The organism is Flavobacterium sp. LC2016-13, assembly GCF_009707955.1.
Taxonomy (GTDB): domain Bacteria; phylum Bacteroidota; class Bacteroidia; order Flavobacteriales; family Flavobacteriaceae; genus Flavobacterium.
On record NZ_WMDQ01000002.1, the window covers coordinates 55232 to 75543 of the forward strand.

18 protein-coding genes are annotated in these 20312 nt (G+C 33.8%); 13 read left to right on the top strand and 5 right to left on the bottom strand.

The features are described 5' to 3' along the window. Positions 1-65: 65 nt before the first annotated feature. Both GKZ86_RS03935 and GKZ86_RS03940 read left to right on the top strand, forming a co-directional pair. Positions 66-1067, top strand: a complete 1002-nt coding sequence (locus tag GKZ86_RS03935) for a DUF2157 domain-containing protein (RefSeq protein ID WP_154781811.1) — start codon at positions 66-68, stop codon at positions 1065-1067. Then, positions 1064-2227 (top strand): hypothetical protein, encoded by a 1164-nt coding sequence (locus tag GKZ86_RS03940; RefSeq protein WP_154781812.1) that lies wholly within the window; start codon positions 1064-1066, stop codon positions 2225-2227. The genes GKZ86_RS03935 and GKZ86_RS03940 overlap by 4 nt, the downstream gene beginning before the upstream one ends. Positions 2228-2291: 64 nt before the next feature. On the opposite strand, the gene GKZ86_RS03945 is transcribed toward GKZ86_RS03940, so the two are convergent. Together GKZ86_RS03945 and ytxJ are read right to left on the bottom strand one after the other, a co-directional pair. Continuing rightward, positions 2292-2834 (bottom strand): HD domain-containing protein, encoded by a 543-nt coding sequence (locus GKZ86_RS03945; protein WP_154781813.1) that lies wholly within the window; start codon positions 2832-2834, stop codon positions 2292-2294. 17 nt (positions 2835-2851) lie between these two features. Beyond that, positions 2852-3244, bottom strand: coding sequence for a bacillithiol system redox-active protein YtxJ (gene ytxJ, locus GKZ86_RS03950; protein WP_154781814.1), 393 nt, complete (start codon positions 3242-3244; stop codon positions 2852-2854). Between the two features lie 208 nt (positions 3245-3452). Between ytxJ and clpB the strand changes: the two genes are divergently transcribed. The 5 genes from clpB to GKZ86_RS03975 all read left to right on the top strand — a co-directional run bounded on the left by clpB (position 3453) and on the right by GKZ86_RS03975 (position 8993). Further along, the gene (gene clpB / locus GKZ86_RS03955; protein WP_154781815.1) at positions 3453-6056 is read left to right on the top strand and encodes an ATP-dependent chaperone ClpB; all 2604 of its coding nucleotides are present in this window, start codon (positions 3453-3455) and stop codon (positions 6054-6056) included. A gap of 347 nt (positions 6057-6403) precedes the next feature. Next, positions 6404-7294: a DUF808 domain-containing protein gene (locus tag GKZ86_RS03960; protein WP_154781816.1), complete on the top strand. Its 891-nt coding sequence runs from the start codon at positions 6404-6406 to the stop codon at positions 7292-7294. Positions 7295-7467: 173 nt separating this feature from the next. Further along, complete coding sequence (locus tag GKZ86_RS03965) at positions 7468-7713, top strand: hypothetical protein (protein ID WP_154781817.1); 246 nt, start codon at positions 7468-7470, stop codon at positions 7711-7713. Between the two features lie 19 nt (positions 7714-7732). After that, positions 7733-7999 (top strand): type II toxin-antitoxin system RelE/ParE family toxin, encoded by a 267-nt coding sequence (locus GKZ86_RS25595; RefSeq protein WP_194632463.1) that lies wholly within the window; start codon positions 7733-7735, stop codon positions 7997-7999. A 106-nt stretch (positions 8000-8105) separates the two neighbouring features. Beyond that, positions 8106-8993, top strand: coding sequence for a carbon-nitrogen hydrolase (locus GKZ86_RS03975; protein WP_059117304.1), 888 nt, complete (start codon positions 8106-8108; stop codon positions 8991-8993). Positions 8994-9069: 76 nt separating this feature from the next. Here GKZ86_RS03975 and GKZ86_RS03980 read toward each other — a convergent pair whose 3' ends face one another. Both GKZ86_RS03980 and GKZ86_RS03985 read right to left on the bottom strand, forming a co-directional pair. Further along, positions 9070-10329 carry an OmpA family protein gene (locus GKZ86_RS03980; protein ID WP_154781818.1) on the bottom strand — a complete coding sequence of 420 codons (1260 nt, stop codon included), beginning with the start codon at positions 10327-10329 and terminating at the stop codon, positions 9070-9072. Between the two features lie 232 nt (positions 10330-10561). Beyond that, the gene (locus GKZ86_RS03985) at positions 10562-12085 is read right to left on the bottom strand and encodes a choice-of-anchor I family protein (protein WP_154781819.1); all 1524 of its coding nucleotides are present in this window, start codon (positions 12083-12085) and stop codon (positions 10562-10564) included. Between the two features lie 189 nt (positions 12086-12274). Between GKZ86_RS03985 and GKZ86_RS03990 the strand changes: the two genes are divergently transcribed. Both GKZ86_RS03990 and GKZ86_RS03995 read left to right on the top strand, forming a co-directional pair. Further along, positions 12275-13315: an agmatine/peptidylarginine deiminase gene (locus GKZ86_RS03990; protein ID WP_154781820.1), complete on the top strand. Its 1041-nt coding sequence runs from the start codon at positions 12275-12277 to the stop codon at positions 13313-13315. Positions 13316-13603: 288 nt separating this feature from the next. Beyond that, positions 13604-14788 carry an endonuclease/exonuclease/phosphatase family protein gene (locus GKZ86_RS03995; protein ID WP_154781821.1) on the top strand — a complete coding sequence of 395 codons (1185 nt, stop codon included), beginning with the start codon at positions 13604-13606 and terminating at the stop codon, positions 14786-14788. A gap of 328 nt (positions 14789-15116) precedes the next feature. Here GKZ86_RS03995 and fahA read toward each other — a convergent pair whose 3' ends face one another. Next, positions 15117-16400 (bottom strand): fumarylacetoacetase, encoded by a 1284-nt coding sequence (gene fahA, locus GKZ86_RS04000; RefSeq protein WP_154781822.1) that lies wholly within the window; start codon positions 16398-16400, stop codon positions 15117-15119. A gap of 108 nt (positions 16401-16508) precedes the next feature. On the opposite strand from fahA, the gene glyA reads away from it, so the two are divergent. The 4 genes from glyA (at position 16509) to GKZ86_RS04020 (ending at position 20307) form a co-directional block, all read left to right on the top strand. Continuing rightward, positions 16509-17783: a serine hydroxymethyltransferase gene (glyA, locus tag GKZ86_RS04005; RefSeq protein WP_154782435.1), complete on the top strand. Its 1275-nt coding sequence runs from the start codon at positions 16509-16511 to the stop codon at positions 17781-17783. A gap of 131 nt (positions 17784-17914) precedes the next feature. Further along, on the top strand, positions 17915-18508 hold the full coding sequence (locus GKZ86_RS04010) for a tRNA-(ms[2]io[6]A)-hydroxylase (protein WP_042564406.1): 594 nt from the start codon (positions 17915-17917) through the stop codon (positions 18506-18508). A 238-nt stretch (positions 18509-18746) separates the two neighbouring features. After that, on the top strand, positions 18747-19787 hold the full coding sequence (locus tag GKZ86_RS04015) for a GMP reductase (RefSeq protein WP_154781823.1): 1041 nt from the start codon (positions 18747-18749) through the stop codon (positions 19785-19787). Positions 19788-19809: 22 nt separating this feature from the next. Further along, positions 19810-20307 (top strand): GNAT family N-acetyltransferase, encoded by a 498-nt coding sequence (locus GKZ86_RS04020; protein WP_154781824.1) that lies wholly within the window; start codon positions 19810-19812, stop codon positions 20305-20307. Positions 20308-20312 lie beyond the last annotated feature (5 nt).

The following is a 20312-nucleotide window of genomic DNA, read 5'->3' on the forward strand; positions in this document are numbered from 1 at the left end:
ACCGGTAAAGTTTATCCAAAACAAAAAAAGACTATTTTTGATTTGCACATTTATAAACCTAAAGTATGAATAAATTTGATGTTCAGGCTACTAAAGCACTTTTGGATAAAAACCTAATTACCGAAAATCAATATCAGGAAATCAGCTCTTATCGCAATTTGAATATTTTCTCACTAAATGCAGAACTAAAGCTGTTTCTCTATTTATCTGTTTTATTATTTACCTCAGGAATAGGAGTTTTAATTTATAAAAACATTGATAGCATTGGTCATATCGCAATTCTTTCATTACTATTAATTGTCATTGCAGTTTGTTTTTATTTTTGTTTTAAAAACTCAAAAGGTTTTCAGAAATCAGAAGCTGTTTTTGAAAATCCTGTTTTAGAATATCTCGTTTTGGCGGCTAATATTCTCACTTGTATTTTTATAGGATATTTACAATTTCAATACAAACCTTTCGGAACACATTACGGATTAGCTACTTTAATACCCACAATCGTAAGTTTCTTTTGCGCATATTATTTTGATAATAAAAGTGTGCTAGCAATTGCAATTACAGGTTTAGCAGCATACGTTGGGCTTTCGGTAACGCCGCAGGATTTATTAAATAATACCAATTTTTACGAAGATCAAACTTTAAGCTATTCAGCAATAATGTTGAGTGTTTTACTTATTGTTTGGACAATTTATAGTTCAAGAATACAATTAAAAACACATTTTAATATACTATATCTAACCTTTGCTTTGCATATTATAAGCATTGCAACAATTAGTAGTTTAATCAATTATTTTGAAGATATCGTTTGGTTACTTTTTGCGGTGGTTTTAGCTGCGTCTTCTTATTATTTCTACAAAGTTAGCCATGAATATAAAGCAATTTCGTTGTATGTCTTTATGATTATTTACGCTTATATTGGGGTGAATATTTTTTTATTTAGAATTTTATCCAATATTGATTTTTCTGATATCTGGATGTTATTTGTGCTGCTTTTACCGGCCTATTTCATTGGCTCAATAATACTTTTTATTAAACTGATTAAAAACTTCAATAAAGAAATCGCGGCATGATAGTATACGATAAAAATTTATTAGATAATTTAAGTCTTGTCGAAGAAGCAAATTCGTTACATTCGGGAGGTTTTATCAGCAAAGAACAAAAAGACTTAATCAAAAAACAATTACCTGCTTTTAAAAGGCAAAGTAATATTTTGGTGCGATTAGGATTCTTTTTATTAGGATCATTTTTATACTCGTCAATTTGTTCCGTAATTTCATTAGTGGGATTAAGTTCAGAAAGGATTTTTTTTGAAATTTGCTGCTTTATTTTCGCGATAATTGGTTTTGCGGGTGCAGAGTTTTTGACAAAGCAAAATTATTACGAACATGGTTTAGATGATGCTTTTATTTTAGGAGCTATTCTAAACGTAGGATTCGCTATTGGAATAACGACCGAAGGCTATGAAATTGTAATTGCTTTTTTTGTCGCAATAGCTTCGTTTATAGCTTATAAAAGATATTTGCATTTATTATCAATGCTTATTTTCTGTATTTCAGTTTCGGCATTTTTATTTTACGGAATGTTTGAGTTTGGCGACATCGGAAAAGCGATATTGCCATTTGTAGCCATGTTATTTGCAGCAGGTTTTTACTTTTTTACTAAAAAATTAATCAATAATCTTACTCAGAGTTATTACTATAAAGGTCTTTTGTGGGCAAATAGTTTTTGTTTGATTCTGTTTTACCTTTCCTGTAATTATCTTGTTGTAAGAGAGCTTTCTGTATTGCTTTTAGGAAATGAAGTTCTTCCAGGAACCGATATTCCGTTTGCATTTTTCTTTTATGCTTTTACATTTATTGTTCCGGCTGTTTATTTAGTACAGGCTTTAAGAACCAAAGACAGGATTATGCTTTGGTTAAGCTTTTTAGCTATTGCATTCTCTATTTTTACCATTCGATTTTATTATTCGGTTTTACCAGTAGAAATAGCATTAACAGTTGGCGGATTAGTTTTATTCGCAGTAGCGTATTTCTCAATAAGAAAATTAAAAGATAATGAAGTTGGATTGACATTTAAACCAGACAGAATCAATACTTCAAATTCACTTTTAAACGCAGAAGCTTTAATTGTTGCTTCAACTTTTGGTATGAAACCGGAAGTAAAAACAGATTCACCAATGGAGTTTGGAGGTGGCGGTTTTAGCGGCGGCGGATCTGAAGGAAGTTTTTAAATCGTACATTATAAAAAAACGCTGAAAGTTTAACTTCAGCGTTTTTTATTGTCTTCCAGATTTTTTAATCAAGATATTGTTCGTATTCTTCTATTTTTGAGCGTAAACGATTTTCCAAATATTGATTACTGCCGTTTAATTTTTCTAAGATAATTTTGGCTTCTTCTCTGTATTTTATTCTCTTAAGATTATCCCAGCTTTTTGGAGGTTTTTGAAGATTTGTAATTCGATCTGCTAATTTCACAGCCCAAATTTCTTTTTTCTGTTTAGAAATTCTGTCCAGACTATCAAGCATTCTTTCTTCTTTTGGCAAATTGTCATTTTTAGTCAGAGCAGAAACTCCTTCGGCGATTTCAATTCCAAATTCAAGTTTTAATTCTTCAAATGTTGTATTAGTATCTTCTAAAGTATCATGCAACAAAGCAATTTGAGTTGCAAAATTCAAATCAAATCCTTCTGTATTATGCGATGCAATTAAAATTTCCATGGCAACATTACTCAAATGAATAACATACGGAAGATCAGAATCTGTGATGGTCTGATTGATTTCTAAATGTTTTGAAGCTGCAAAAATTATTGTTTTTTGATAAATTGTCTGAACATCCATTTAATCATTTTTAGAAATTACTGCACTTTACTTTTCAATGCTTTAGCATCAATATCGCTGTGCGAAACATCATAAACTGCTTTTCCGTTTTTGATTAAAATAAGCTGAGGCGATTCATGATAAACATTAAATCTGCTTGCAATTTCATTTGAAATATCTCTGTGCGCAATTAAATCTAAAAAATACGCATCAACCGTATCATTCAAATCGTATTCACGTTCAAATTGCTTTAAGGCCATTTTGCTAATACTGCATCTGGTGCTATGTTTGAATATTACAACAGGTTTTTCATTCGAAATTGCTTCTATTTCCTGCAATTGTAATACATCTGTTAATTCAGTCCAGTTTACATTACTTTTAGGAGAATCTGTATTCTCTGAACTTCCGAAGATTGAATTTAAAAAACTCATATTTGACTTGATTTATGACTTTTTGGCGTTAATAATTAGCTAAAAAGCTACAAAAAACGACATTTTGTCTGTAATTTTATTATGGAATATAATTTGAATATTGCAGCAAAGTTATATCATTTAAAGTTAAAAAGGTAATGCAATAAAATCTAATTTTAATGGTATCGATTATCAAACTGAAAAAAGAAAACCTAAATCATATAAAAAAATGAACATAAATAAATTTACAACTAAATCTCAGGAAGCCATTCAGCTATCACAGCAGTTGGCGCAACGATACGGACAACAACAAATAGAAAATGAACACATTTTTAAAGCTATTTTTGAAGTTGATGAAAATGTAGCGCCTTTTATTTTGAAAAAACTCAACGTAAATGTCCCATTGTTTTTACAAATTTTAGATTCAACAATTCAAAGTTTTCCAAAAGTTACAGGAGGCGATATTGTGCTTTCAAGAGATGCAAACAAAGCATTGAATGAAGCTGAAATCATTGCGCAAAAAATGAACGACGAATATGTTTCGATCGAACATTTAATTCTTGCAATTTTTGATTCTAAAAGTAAAGTTGCCCAAATCTTGAAAGATCAGGGCGTTACCGGAAAAGCTTTAAAAGCAACGATCGAAGAACTTCGAAAAGGCGAAAGAGTAACTTCTGCTTCAGCTGAAGAAACGTATAATTCATTAAACAAATACGCTAAAAATCTTAACGAATTAGCGCGTACGGGAAAACTGGATCCTGTTATTGGACGTGATGAAGAAATCCGTCGTGTATTGCAGATTTTAACCCGCAGAACAAAAAATAACCCAATGTTGGTTGGAGAACCAGGAGTTGGTAAAACCGCTATTGCCGAAGGTTTGGCACACAGAATTGTTGATGGAGACGTACCTGAAAACCTTAAAGATAAAATCGTTTATTCGCTTGATATGGGAGCGCTGATTGCCGGTGCAAAATACAAAGGTGAATTCGAAGAACGTTTAAAATCAGTTGTAAAAGAAGTTACAGCTGCAGAAGGCGATATTGTTTTGTTTATTGATGAAATTCATACGCTGGTAGGCGCGGGTGGAGGAGAAGGTGCAATGGATGCCGCCAATATCTTAAAACCTGCTTTGGCACGTGGAGAATTAAGAGCAATTGGAGCAACAACTTTAGACGAATATCAAAAATATTTTGAAAAAGATAAAGCGCTTGAAAGACGTTTTCAAAAGATTTTAATCGATGAACCGGATACTGAAAGTGCAATTTCGATTTTACGTGGAATCAAAGAAAAATACGAAACACATCATAAAGTTCAAATTAAAGATGAAGCAATTATTGCGGCAGTAGAACTTTCGCAACGTTATATTACGAATCGTTTTTTACCGGACAAAGCCATCGATTTAATGGATGAAGCGGCTTCAAAACTTCGTATGGAAATCAATTCGAAACCAGAAGAACTGGATGTTTTAGATCGTAAAATCATGCAGCTGGAAATTGAAATTGAAGCCATTAAACGTGAGAAAGAAGAAAGTAAACTGAAAATTTTACACATGGATTTGGCGAACCTGAAAGAAGAACGCAATGAAATCTACGTAAAATGGAAATCTGAAAAAGACGTTGTTGACGGAATTCAGGCTGTAAAATTAGAAATTGAAGATTTTAAATACGAAGCAGAACGTGCAGAACGTGATGGCGATTACGGAAAAGTAGCCGAAATTCGTTACGGAAAAATCAAAGAAGCACAAGAACGCCTTGATGTTTTATTGAAACAATTGCAAGAATATCAATCCGGACATTCTTTAATTAAAGAAGAAGTAACCCGTGAAGATATTGCTGAAGTTGTAGCAAAATGGACTGGAATTCCGGTGATGAAAATGCTTCAGACTGAAAGAGAAAAACTTTTGCATCTTGAAGAAGAATTACACCGAAGAGTTGTAGGACAGGAAGAAGCAATTGAAGCAGTAAGTGATGCTGTAAGAAGAAGCAGAGCAGGTTTGCAGGATATGAAAAAACCGGTTGGAACTTTCTTGTTTTTAGGAACTACAGGAGTTGGTAAAACCGAACTGGCAAAAGCTTTGGCAGAATATCTTTTTGATGACGAAAATGCGATGACGAGAATCGACATGAGTGAGTATCAGGAACGCCATAGTGTGAGCCGTTTAGTGGGCGCGCCTCCGGGATATGTAGGTTATGACGAAGGTGGTCAATTAACTGAAGCCGTGCGCCGTAAACCGTATTCTGTGATTTTGTTAGACGAAATTGAGAAAGCACATCCGGATACATTCAACATTTTGTTACAGGTTTTAGATGAAGGTCGATTAACAGATAACAAGGGTCGTTTGGCTGATTTCAAAAACACGATTATTATCATGACATCCAATATGGGAAGTCAGATTATTCAGGAGAAATTTGAAAACCTAAAAGGCGGAATTGAAGCCGCTACAGAAGCTGCAAAAATTGAAGTTTTAGGATTATTGAAACAAACTGTTCGTCCGGAATTTATAAACCGTATCGACGAAATTGTAATGTTTACACCATTGACGATCGATAATATTTCTAGAATTGTGAGTTTACAGCTTAAGAGCGTTACCAAAATGCTGGCTTTACAAGGCATTACAATGGATGCGACGCCTGAAGGAATTAAATATCTTTCAGACAAAGGTTTCGATCCGCAATTTGGTGCAAGACCTGTGAAACGTGTTATTCAAAGAGAAGTTTTAAATCAGTTATCAAAAGAAATTCTGGCAGGAAAAATCACTACTGACAGTATTATTTTGATTGATGCCTTTGATGGAAAATTGGTTTTTAGAAATCAAACGCAACCTGTAGAATAATTTTTACATGTTAAATATTTATAAAAACACCAGTCGAAAGTCTGGTGTTTTTTTGTTTATAAGAGTATTATCCGTGAATAATGAAACATTTTTGAAAAGTATTATAAAAGAAATCTTAGCTAAGTTCTCATCTTTACATTAAAATTTAACGAACTAAAACTAATATAATATGAACAATTTATTTAGAGGATTATTGGCAGGCTACGGTGCAAAAAAATTAGGAGGCGGATGCTTCGGGACAATTTTTGTTTTTATTATTATTTGGGTACTTTTAGGTCAGTGCAGTCATTAATTTGTAGGAATTAATTAAATAAAAAAGTATTAAATTCGCAGAAAATTAAAACAAAATGGCATCAGGTTTTTTCGTACTATTAGATGATATCGCAGCAATTATGGATGATGTTGCAGTAATGAGCAAAGTTGCAGCAAAAAAAACTGCGGGTATTTTAGGTGATGATCTTGCCGTAAATGCCGAAAAAGCTTCAGGATTTGCTTCATCAAGAGAACTTCCGGTATTGTGGGCCATCAGTAAAGGTTCGCTTCTTAACAAAATCATTATTTTGCCCATTGCATTTTTATTAAGTGCATTTTTGCCTGTTGCAATCATTGTAATTTTAGTACTCGGAGGACTTTTTCTGGCTTATGAAGGAGCCGAAAAAATCTACGAATTTATATTTCCTCACGAACACGAAGAATCAGAAGGTATAACAACAGAAGAATTTACAGAAGAACAAATTTTAGAAGCCGAAAAAGGCAAAATAAAATCTGCGATTGTAACTGATTTCATATTATCTGTAGAAATTGTAATTATAGCTCTCGGAACCGTAATTGGACAACCTATTACACAACAAATAATAGTAACTTCTATAATTGCCGTAATTGCAACTGTTGGTGTTTACGGTATTGTAGCTCTTATCGTTCGAATGGACGAAGCAGGTTATAAGCTTATTAAATTTAGCAAAAGAGAAAAAAGTATATCAAAATTTATTGGTAATATACTAGTAAAAGCGCTTCCGCTGGTTATTAAAAGTTTAACTGTAATTGGTACAATCGCGTTGCTATTAGTTGCCGGAGGTATTTTTGTACATTACATTCCATTTTTTCATCATTTAGTACCTAAAATCCCAATCCCTACAATTCTAAAAGAATTTGTAATAGGTTTAGCATTAGGATTTATTGTTTTAGGATTTGTAAACCTATTTAAACTGATCTTCAAAAAGAAAGAGAAAGCATTATAAAAAATAATCAAAACATCAATCGCAAGGTTGATGTTTTTTTTAAAGCAGAAATTATCATTTTTATTAAGTCACTTGTTTTCTGTTTATGAGTTTAATACAAAATTGTTTTGTCAACAGGCTTTTTAAAATAAGATCGAAAATAACTACCTTTGAAGGAATAAAAGAATATTAATATGGGAGCTTTAGAGTTAAGAGATAGTGTTTTGCAATATATAAATACTGCAGATGAACGACTTTTAAAAGTTGTTAAAGCAGTTATTGAGAGTTATCAAGAGGAAGAAATAGTTGCTTTTTCAGTTGATGGAAAACCAATTACAAGAAGTGTTTATAAAGCTGAATTGGCTCAGGCAAAATTAGAAATTGAAAAGGGAGAAATCACTTCACAGGATGATTTAGAAAAAGAATCTGAGAATTGGTAAATGAGTAACATAAAAAAAAATAGTTTGGACAAATGTTGCCAAAGATCAGTTAAAGACAATTTACTATTATTACAAAGAGAAATCTCAGCAGGGAGCAAATAGTATAAAGAATGATATTTTAAAAATTACTAAAAACATTCATTTTAGTGAGCAATATCAAAAGGATGAAATTGAACCCGAATATCGAAGAATTATTATTAGAGATTTTAAAATATTATATTTGGTAGAGAATGAGATTGTTTTTATTGTTAGAATATTTTCAACAAAACGAGATTCAATAAAATAGTTATAAAAAAGAGCTTAGTTAGCTCTTTTTTATATTTAGGTTAGGTAATAACCCACTTTGTCATTCCTCTAAAAATTACTATTTTTGCACTCTAAAATTTTATGTCATGCCGAAAAGAAAATATAAAATAGCCGTTGTTCAGTTAAATCTTAACGACGTAGCCGAAAATAATCTTAAAAAATGTATCAGTTGGGTAAAAGATGCTGCCAACAAAGGCGCTGAAGTTATCTTACTACCGGAATTATATAGCAGCCATTATTTTTGCCAAAGCGAAGATGTAGATAATTTTGCATTAGCAGAACCATTATACAGCACTTCATTTATTGCTTTTAGCGAATTAGCAAAAGAATTGGGAGTAGTAATCATCGTTCCGTTTTTCGAGAAAAGAATGGCAGGAATTTACCACAACAGTGCTTATATCATCGATACAGATGGTACAGAAGCAGGTTTATACCGTAAAATGCACATTCCGGACGATCCGCATTTCTACGAAAAATTCTATTTCACTCCGGGCGATTTAGGGTTTCAGGCAATTGAAACTAAAAAAGGAAAAATCGGAACACTTATTTGTTGGGATCAATGGTATCCGGAAGCAGCGCGTATTACAGCATTAAAAGGTGCTGAAGTGTTGTTTTATCCAACCGCAATTGGTTGGCATCCAAAAGAAAAAGAACAATACGGAGAAAATCAATACGGAGCCTGGATGAATGTTATGAAAGGTCACGCTGTTGCAAACGGAGTTTTCGTTGCGGCTGCAAACCGAATTGGTTTAGAAAAATACATTGAAGGAACTGAAGGAATTCAATTTTGGGGAGCGTCATTTATTGCTGGTCCACAAGGAGAAATTTTAGCTCAGGCATCACACGATCAGGAAGAAATATTAATCGCAGAAGTTGATTTAGATCTACAGGAAAATGTTCGTCAAAACTGGCCATTTTTCAGAGACAGAAGAATTGATGCTTTTGGAGATATTACAAAAAGAGCAATCGACTAATTTCGGTTGATTTACAATTAAAAAAGGCTGCTTCAAATATTTGAAACAGCCTTTTTTATTATATTATCACAGTAATTTATTTCACCTGGAAAGTTACTCTTCTCACGATTTGACGTGCTTCTTTAGAATTTTTATTCACAGAAGCATCTTCACCGTTAGCAATTACATTCAATCTAGAGGCATCAATTCCTGCATTTACCGCTACTTTTTTCACAGCTTCAGCTCTTTTTCTTGATAATTCAGTATTGTAATTAGAACTTCCAATTTCATCGGCATATCCAATAATATCTGCAGATTTACCAGGATTGTTTTTTAAATATTTAACTAAGAAATCAACCCCTGAAAGCGAAGCATTTGTTGGTTTTGAAGAATTAAATTCAAAATAAACATTTACATATCCTCCATTAATTAATTCTTCTACAGTACTATTTGTAACGCCTTTGCCATTTTGACCATACGTTTTTTCTAAGTAGCTTTCTAATTCATCCGGAACTCCATTTAGGTTATTATCAATAGATTGTCCTTTTGTGTTTACTGCAACTCCGGCAATACTGTTTGGTTCTAAATCATACAAATCAGCAACACCGTCTTTATCAGTATCCAAAAGACCGTTTTCAATAAGATCAACCCTGTTTTCTAATTTATCTAATCTTTCATTTTCCTCTGCATACCAGTCAGCATGTTTTTCATTTTTACCTAAGTAAAATGTTAAACCAATCGAAGCATTTAATAAACCTCCATCAAATGCACCAGTCCTTGCCTGGCTCTTTCCGTCAAAATTCCAGTTTTGTCTTCCATTTACAATTCCGGATAAATCTCCGGTTAAGGCAATACTATTGCTTAATTTAATTTGTCCGGTTAAGCCTAAAATGCCATGTCCCATATAATCTTCTCCGTCAAATCCATTGTCAGCGCTTAATTGCGAAACACCTATACCGCCATGAACTAATACACCAATCGTATTTGTCCATGTTTCAAAATTTAAAGCCCTGCTAATATTTATAACACCTTGCAAACTTGCTCTCACATATCTGCTTTCAAATTCCGGGGTATCATCACGTTCTTGAAATTGATCATAACCAACATCGAATTTTACACCAAATGTTGGACTAAACATATATCTTACACCTAAATCAGCGTGAAAGGGATTAAGTGTTGCGGTAGAATAACCGGGAGTCATGGTTCTGATGGGGTTGTTTACACCACCATTTAATTCAATTGACCATTTGTTATAGGCAGGTTCAACAGAAGGCTGAGCCAATGTTGTTGCCATATTTTGGGCACCTGCTGCAAATGATAATACTAAAAACGATACGGAAGCTAGTTTCTTTTTCATGATATCTAAGTATTAAGTTTGATTTGATTTATAAGTTTTTTAGTGAACTTTTTTGCAAACTTAAAATAGGATATTGAGAATTTGTTCCGATTATAATATCGTATTTTTATATAATTTCCATATTTTAACTCCTTTACATGGGAATTCAATACAGGAATATGAAATTTTGTAAAAAAGGAAAGGGAGCAAATAAAAAATTTGCTCCCTTTTTCTGTATTCTAATAAAAATTGATTATTTCAAATCTGGCTGATAGATTTTTATAGTTCCGTCGCCTTCGCTGCTTACAACAAGTAAACTTCTTTTCGTTGGACTTTTAGAAGCCGGAATAAATAATACACCTTCTGGTGCGTCACCTGTTTTTACAGTTTGTAAATATTGTGGCGATGCAGGATTTGTAACATCATAAGTCATAAAAGCATCAGATCTTTCTAAACCTACAAATAAAATATTCTGATTTCCCATTTTAGCTACAACAACAGCTTCTGGCTCAGAGCCTTTGTCATCGCTTCGTTTGTCATCATAAGTTCCTAATTCATTTGATTTTTTGTCAGCATCATTTTTACTGTCATAAACAATTTTTCCAGTATTTCCATTCCAGATAGAAAAAGAACGCGCTCCAAAACTAACCAATTCATCTAAATCTCCATCTCCGTCAGTATCTCCCATATCAGCAACAAGATTAAGTCTTCCTAAATTAGTTTCTAATTTTAAAGTAGCTGCATCAGGAAAAACGGTTGCATCTAACGTCATATCTTTCATTCTTTTAAAATCAGTATAAGCCGTATATTCTCTTGTATCACCTTCATTGGCAGTAACAAAATAAGGAACATTGTTAGCAGAAAAATGACTAATAGCATCCGGCATAAACATTCCTTTTACTTTCCACGGATTAAAAGCAACCTTGTCATCCTTATCGCTTACATCAATAGCATTGTCAGCAGTATTATAATCTTTAAAACCTAAAGGATAAATAGCTGTAATAGTTTTAGAAGTTAAATCTACTTTTGCAACACCATTATTTTCTTGTAAAGTAACCCAAGCCATTTTAGAATCATCAGAGATAGTTACATATTCAGGTTCAATATCCTGAGCAAAACTTTTTGCAATTTTTGAAATTCTAAATCCGTCTTTTTTCAAAGTTTCGGCCTGACCGCTAAAAGAACTGAAATCTAAAGTTGTAACTGTATAATTGTTAGTTACGTCGATAATAGAAATTGTTCCGTTAGGATCTTGTAAATAATCAGTACTTGGTTCACCTTCATTAGCTGTCATAATAAATTTTCCGTCTGGCGAAAAAGTAACCATATCAGGCAATGCGCCAACAGTAACTTGTTTGATTAAGCTGTAATCTGTAGTATTAAAAACAACAACTTTTCCGTTTCCTTGTTTGTTAACCGTAGATTCTAAAGCAACAGCCAATTTACCATCAAAAATAGAAACACTATTAGATGCACCTTCATAAGGAGTTAAATCAATTTTACCAATTTTTGTTGGTTTTGTCGGGTCAGAAATGTCAATTACATCAATTTGGTTTGTTCCGCTATTGTTTACGGTAAAAAGTCTTTTGGTTTTTTCATCATAAGCTGAAATTTCTGCTGCTGCTTCTCCGCCAATAGTTATAGAACCAATTTCCTTAAAAGTAGCAGGATTTTCGTTTACAACAACTTCCGGTTCTTCGTTGTTAGAATTTTCATCATTATTACAACTTGCAAAAATTGTAATTAAGGCCAATAATGAAAGACTTAATTTTTTCATATTATTTTAGTTTTTAGTTTCGCCAAAAGTAATTCGCGGATGTGGAGTGTATATTAAGAGTGTATTATTTAATCTTTAACTTAATTTTTATAAGATATATTCTCTTAAATTGACATGATTTTAGTTCAGCTATTTTATAATCCTTACGAATGCTTATCTTTGTGCTCTTTCAAATTTTAGAACCTTTATATGTCAACAAATAATAGAAGATTTCCAGCAGAATGGGAAAAACAACAAGGAATTGTATTGTGTTTTCCGCATAATGGTAACGACTGGCCGGGAAAATACGAGGCAGTTCAATGGGCATTTGTAGAATTTATAAAAAAAGTAGCCACTTTTGAAACCGTTTTTTTGGTCGTAGCCGATGAAAACTTAAAAGAAAAAGTAGCAGAAATGCTTGAAAGAGCCCGTGTAAACATTAAAAACGTTTCGTTTATTATTCATAAAACAAACCGAAGCTGGATGCGTGATTCAGGACCAATTATTGTAAAAAATGGTTCAAAAAGAGAAGCGTTGAATTTCAATTTTAACGGTTGGGCGAAATACAAAAACTATCAGTTAGATAAATTTGTTCCTTCTAAAGTTGCCGATTTTATTGATGTTCCTTTAACGCAAGTTATGTATAAAGGAAAACCGGTAATTGTTGAAGGCGGTGCAATTGATGTAAACGGAAAAGGAACGTTGTTAACTTCTGAAGAATGTTTGATGCACCCAACAATTCAGGTTCGAAATAAAAATTTTACCAAAGAAGATTACGAAGCAGTTTTTAAAGAATATCTTGGAGTTACAAATGTAATTTGGCTTGGAGACGGAATTGAAGGTGATGACACGCACGGACATATCGATGATTTATGCCGATTTGTAAATGAAGATACAATTGTAACAATTGTTGAAACTGACAAAAATGATTCTAATTACAAACCGTTACAAGACAATTTGAAACGCTTGCAAAACGCAAAATTAGAAGACGGAAAATCGCCAACAATCGTAGCGTTGCCAATGCCAAAACGTATTGATTTTGAAGATTTAAGATTACCTGCAAGTTATGCTAATTTCTTAATTTTGAATAAATGTGTTCTTGTACCAACTTTTAATGACAGCAATGACAGAGTTGCATTAAATATATTATCAGAATGCTTTCCAGACAGAGAAGTAATCGGAATTAACTGTATCGATTTTATTTGGGGATTTGGAACTTTACATTGTTTAAGCCAGCAGATTCCGGCTTAAATTGTCCACAGATTAAAAGGATTTTACAGTTTTTTTACTTTTGTCAGGCTGAGCGACCCCGAGGTTTCGGGAGAAGCCCGCAAAGTTTTTAAGTTTAAATTTATTCAATAACCTCCAGTTTTAACTGGAGGAAAAATAAAGTCACTATTAAGGGCTTTAGCCAAAACTCGCATTTTGACTAAAGCTTTTTTTATTGACATATACTTAACATACTGCTTGCCGAGTGTACGGAACAACCTTCTTATATTCGTCTATTCAACAATGCAGAAATGCAGATTTAATTTTTATATGAATAAAATATTTTTTACCCTCTCAATGCTTTGTGCAGGAGTTCTTTTCTCACAGTCTAATCCACAAAAAATAACCGAACTTACATTTGCTACCTACAATGTAAGTATGGAATCTGAAAATTATTTTCCAAGAGGAACAAAGGGAAATTCGGAGCAGGTATTGATTAATGAGCTTAAATCAGGAAATAATGTTCAAATCAGAAATATCGCCCAGATTATTCAGACCGTAAGACCAGATGTTATTCTGCTAAACGAGTTTGACTACATTAAAAAACCTAAACTTGGTGTAAAGGCGTTTATTAAAAATTATTTAAAAATCAGTCAAGGCGGAGCAACGGCCATTGATTATCCTTACTATTATTACTCAACCGTGAATACCGGTCAGCCAAGTCCTTACGATTTGAACAATGACGGAAAATCTGAAAATTTTGGAAGTGACGCATGGGGATTTGGTATGTATCCCGGTCAATATGCGATGATGATTTTGTCAAAATATCCTATTGATGTTCAGGCTGTTCGCACTTTTCAACATTTTAAATGGAAAGATATGCCGGGAGCATTACTCGCCAAAAAGGAGGATGGGTCAGATTGGTATAGCAAAGAGGCGTGGGAGCAATTTCCATTATCTTCCAAATCTCACTGGGACGTTCCTGTTAAGATCGGTGAGAAAACAATTCATATTTTAGCCAGTCATCCTACTCCTCCTTCTTTTGATGGTAGCGAAGATCGTAATGGCAAAAGAAATCATGATGAGATCCGATTCTGGAGGGATTATATTTCAGGCAATTCCGCTTCGTATATTTATGATGACAAAGGCATAAAAGGCGGTTTGCCAGCAAATTCTCAATTTGTTATAATGGGAGATCAAAATGCTTCGTCGGTTGAAGGAAACGCCATCGCGGAAGGTATAAAATCATTACTTGATCATCCGAAAATTAATAGCGAGCCTACACCTGCCAGTAAAGGCGGAGCTGAATATAGTCCTCAAAATCCTTTTGGAATTAATCATACTGCCTTTTGGAGAATGCGCGCTGATTATGTATTGCCTTCCAAATTTGGTTTTACGGTTATCAATAGTGGTGTGTTCTGGCCTGCCAAAGGTGAACCAATGTCAGAATTGGTTGAAAAACGTGAATCAAGTTCGGATCATCGTTTGGTTTGGGTAAAAGTGGTTTTAGAGTAAAATTTCTTGAATTGCCTCTCGCTTTAGGAGGTTAAAATAAAATCAATAAAAAGGCTTTAGTTAAATTCTTATTTTGGCCAAAGCCTTTTTACTTCCATTATAAATACCTCCAGCTAAAGCAGGAGGCAATTCAAAATAACATCAATAACAATATCAATATCAATATCAAAGCATTATCTGTTAAACTCAAAAACTCAGAATAAATCAGCTTAATCTGCAAAATCTGCGTGAAAAAATAAAAACGCTATTAGATTAAAACATAAAAAAAACCTTGTTAGCAATAACAAGGTTTTCTATTTTATAAATCTTCAGATACTTTATCTGCTCTTCACGGTCTGATAAAAGGAGGTAATAATTGGCTGGAAACTTCTCCAAAACCAATTCTGACTTCATTGCTTTCACAGAAACCTCTAATGATTACAGTATCATTATCTTCGATGAATTTACGTTCGCTTCCGTCTTTTAATTTCAAAGGATTTTGTCCTCCCCAAGTCAATTCTAACATCGAACCAAAACTATCCGGAGTTGGACCTGAAATAGTACCTGAACCCATCATGTCACCAGAATTTATACGACATCCATTTGAAGTATGATGCGCCAGTTGCTGTGCCATTGACCAGTATAGATATTTAAAATTCGATTTAGAAACGATAGTTTCTTCTTGATTTTCAGGCTGTATTGAAACTTCTAAATGAATATCAAAAGCTTTTTTTCCTTTAGTTTGTAAGTAAGGAAGCGGCGACGGATCTTGTTTAGGACCTTTAGTTCTAAAAGGCTCTAAAGCATCCATAGTCACAATCCACGGAGAAATTGATGTAGCAAAGTTTTTCGCTAAAAATGGTCCAAGCGGCACATATTCCCATTTCTGGATATCACGCGCGCTCCAGTCATTCAGTAAAACCATTCCGAAAATATAATCTTCGGCCTCATACGTTGGGATGTTTTCTCCCATGATGTTTACATCAGTTGTAATAAAAGCAGTTTCCAATTCAAAATCTACTAAACGAGACGGACCAAAAACCGGATATTTTTCTCCAGCCGGCAAGGTTTGTCCCATTGGTCTGTGAACCGGAATTCCGGACGGAACAATAGTAGAACTTCTTCCGTGGTAACCAACCGGAATGTGTAACCAGTTTGGTAATAAGGCATTTTCAGGATCGCGGAACATTTTTCCAACGTTCGTTGCGTGCTCCTTACTAGAATAAAAATCAGTATAATCACCAATTAAAACTGGTAATTGCATTTCTATATCATCGATATTAAAAATAACAATATCGCGATCTTTTGTTGAATCTCTAAGCTGTGAGTTGGTTTCGTCGAAAATATCAGCGATACGATTTCGAACCAAACGCCATGTTTTTTTTCCATCAGAAATAAAATCATTTAGCGTATCCTGCATGAACATATCATCAGTTAAATCTATTCCTTCAAAATAGTTCAATTGTTGTAAAGCCCCTAAATCTATAGCATAATCGCCAATTCTTGTTCCTACAGTAACGACATTTTCTTTGGTAAGAAATACACCGAAAGGAATATTTTGAATAGGGAAGTCACTATGTTCTGGTACTTCTAACCATGATTTTCTTTTGGTATCGTTGGCGGTTATTGGCATGTGAATGTTAATTATTTGTTGAAAAATTGTATGTCAAATATATCATAATCTAACAGTATGACAAACGTTTTTTTGTATTTTTGCAGGAAATTAACGAAAAACGAAAAAATGCAACGCGACGAACAAATTTTTGACCTTATACTAGAGGAACAAGACAGACAGATTCATGGATTAGAACTTATCGCTTCTGAGAATTTTGTAAGTGATGAAGTAATGGAAGCAGCTGGTTCTGTTTTAACTAATAAATATGCCGAAGGATATCCAGGCAAAAGATACTACGGCGGTTGTGAAGTAGTTGACGTTATTGAACAAATTGCAATTGACAGAGCAAAAGAATTATTTGGTGCTGAATACGCAAACGTACAGCCTCACTCAGGTTCTCAGGCAAATACAGCAGTATATCACGCTTGTTTAAATCCTGGTGATACTATTTTAGGTTTCGATTTATCTCACGGAGGTCACTTAACTCACGGTTCTCCTGTAAACTTTTCAGGTCGTTTATACAAACCTGTTTTTTACGGAGTAGATGCTGAAACTGGTCGTTTAGATTATGATAAAATTCAGGAAATTGCTACTAAAGAGCAACCAAAATTAATCATCGCAGGAGCTTCAGCTTATTCTCGTGATATGGATTTTGCACGTTTCAGACAAATCGCTGATAGCGTTGGAGCAATTTTATTTGCGGATATTTCTCATCCTGCAGGACTTATTGCAAAAGGATTATTGAATGACCCGATTCCACATTGCCATATTGTTTCTACTACAACACACAAAACTTTACGTGGACCACGTGGAGGTTTGATTTTAATGGGTAAAGATTTCGAAAACCCACAAGGATTAAAAACTCCAAAAGGAGAAATCAGAATGATGTCATCTTTATTAGATCTTGCAGTTTTCCCTGGAAATCAAGGTGGACCTTTAATGCATATCATTGCTGCCAAAGCAGTAGCTTTTGGTGAAGCTCTTAAAGATGAATTCTTTACTTACGCTATGCAATTGCAAAAGAATGCAAATGCTATGGCAGATGCTTTTGTAAAAAGAGGATACAATATTATTTCTGGCGGAACTGATAACCACATGATGCTTATTGACTTAAGAAACAAAAATGTTTCTGGTAAAGAAGCTGAAAATGCATTAGTAAAAGCAGAAATTACAGTAAATAAAAATATGGTTCCGTTTGATGATAAATCACCATTTATCACGTCTGGAATTCGTGTAGGAACAGCTGCAATCACAACTCGTGGTTTAGTTGAAGAAGATATGGAAACTATCGTAGCGCTTATCGACAGAGTACTTGCTGATCATACAAATGAAGCAGTTATCGAAGAAGTAGCAAACGAAGTAAATGAAATGATGAGCGAAAGACCAATTTTCGTTTACTAAAATCAGTCATAAAGTCTTAAAGTCGAAGGTCGAAAGTCTTAAAATAGAATGTAAAACACTATTTTAGTTTTGATCTTCGACTTTTTTTTGACTTTACAATTTTCGACTTTACAACTTTAAGACTTAAAAGAATGGGCGTACTAAGATTACAATTGCCAACCGACCCAAGATGGGTAAATATCGTTGAAAAAAATATAGAAGAAATCTTGACAGATCACGCTTGGTGTGAGCAAAAAGCAGCAACAAATGCGATTACGATAATCACCAATAACTCTGAACATCAGGATTTGGTTAAAGATTTATTGGCGTTGGCCAAAGAAGAAATCGACCATTTTGAGCAGGTTCACAATATAATCATCAAAAGAGGATTAAAATTAGGACGCGAACGCAAAGACGATTATGTAAATGAATTGTATTTATATATGAAGAAAAGCGGTGACGGAAGTCGAGTTTCTGGTCTTGTAGAAAGATTATTATTCTCAGCTATGATCGAAGCCAGAAGCTGCGAACGTTTTAAAGTATTGTCTGAAAACATTCAGGACGAAGAATTAGCAGTTTTCTATAGAGATTTAATGGAAAGCGAAGCCGGACATTACGTTACTTTCATCACATACGCCCGTAAATACGGAGTTGGAATAGACGTAGAAAAGCGCTGGAGAGAATGGCTGGCATTCGAAGAATCAATCATTACAAACTACGGAAAAGGAGAAACGATTCACGGGTAAGTTTTTTGCTTCAAGTTTTATTAGTTTCAGGTTTCAAGTTTCAGGTTTGTCACGTTGAGCGAATCCGAAACACGTTCCAATTGGAAAATTTTTTAAAATAAAAAATCCGTATAAAATCCGCGTTTTCGCTTTAGCGAATCTGCGTCATCCGCGTTGAAATAATCGCAAAGTTTAATCTAAAATCCACAATCCAAATTCTAAAATTCCTTACATTTGAAAGTAACCAAAATGTAAAACCATGAGAATAGAAACTGATCTTAAATTAGGATTTAAAGACGTAATGATTAGACCAAAAAGATCAACGCTGAAAAGCAGATCTGAAGTTTCTTTAGATCGAAATTTTAAATTTTTGCACAGCACATTAAATTGGACAGGAATTCCGATTATGGCGGCAAATATGGATACAGTTGGTACTTTTGAAATGGCTCAGGTTTTGGCAAAAGAAAAACTTTTCACGGCCATTCATAAACATTACACTTTAGAAGAATGGAATAGTTTTCTAAAAAAAGTAACACCGGATTTCTACGATTATATTGCCATAAGCACCGGAACAGGAAAAGAAGATTTTGATAAAATCGGAAAAATAATAACCGCAAACCCGTTACTGAAATTTATTTGTATTGATGTAGCAAACGGATATTCTGAACACTTTGTACAGTTTTTAAAACAAACACGTAAACAATATCCCGATAAAGTTATTATTGCCGGAAATGTTGTTACAGGCGAAATGGTTGAGGAACTTTTATTGGCCGGAGCCGATATCGTAAAAGTCGGAATTGGTCCCGGATCTGTGTGTACAACACGTGTAAAAACCGGAGTTGGATATCCACAGCTTTCTGCTATTATCGAATGTGCAGATGCTGCTCACGGTTTGGGAGGACATATTATTAGCGACGGTGGCTGCAGTACTCCTGGCGATGTTGCCAAAGCATTTGGTGCAGGTTCAGATTTTGTCATGTTGGGCGGAATGTTAGCCGGACATTCAGAAAGCGGAGGAGAATTAATCGAAATTGACGGTCATAAATTCAAGCAATTTTACGGAATGAGTTCTACAACAGCAATGGACAAACATGTTGGCGGCGTTGCAGAATATCGAGCGAGCGAAGGTAAAACCGTTCAGGTTCCGTTTAAAGGAAATGTTATTAATACCGTTTTAGATATTTTAGGTGGTTTACGAAGCACTTGTACGTATGTTGGTGCCTCAAGATTAAAAGAATTGACTAAACGTACGACTTTCATCCGCGTAAGCGAACAGGAAAATCAAATTTTTACAAAATAATAAGAGTAGTTTTTAATATAATATGATTACAATTTCAGAAGCAGGATTAGAAGATATTAAAGTGATTCAGGAAATTACAAATATAACGTGGCCAATTACGTATGGTGAAATTTTATCTCAAACGCAGTTAGAGTATATGTTAGGATTATTTTATTCTGATGAAGCTTTAAGAAAACAGATCGAAAATAAAGAACAATTATTTTATTTAGTATCAGATTCAGAAGCAACAATTGGATTTATCGGAATCGAGCATAATTATAAAAATGGATTGGCAACAAAAATTCACAAAATATATCTTCTGCCGGAAACACAAGGAAAAGGAATTGGAAAAATAGTTTTTCAAGAGATTGAAAAATTAGCTTTAGAAAATAATTCAACTGCATTATCCCTAAACGTAAATCGATTTAATAATGCATTACGTTTCTATCAAAAATTAGGTTTTGAAGTTACGGATGAAGTCAATATTGATATTGGAAACGGATATTTAATGGAGGATTATGTGATGGAGAAACGATTGTAATTATT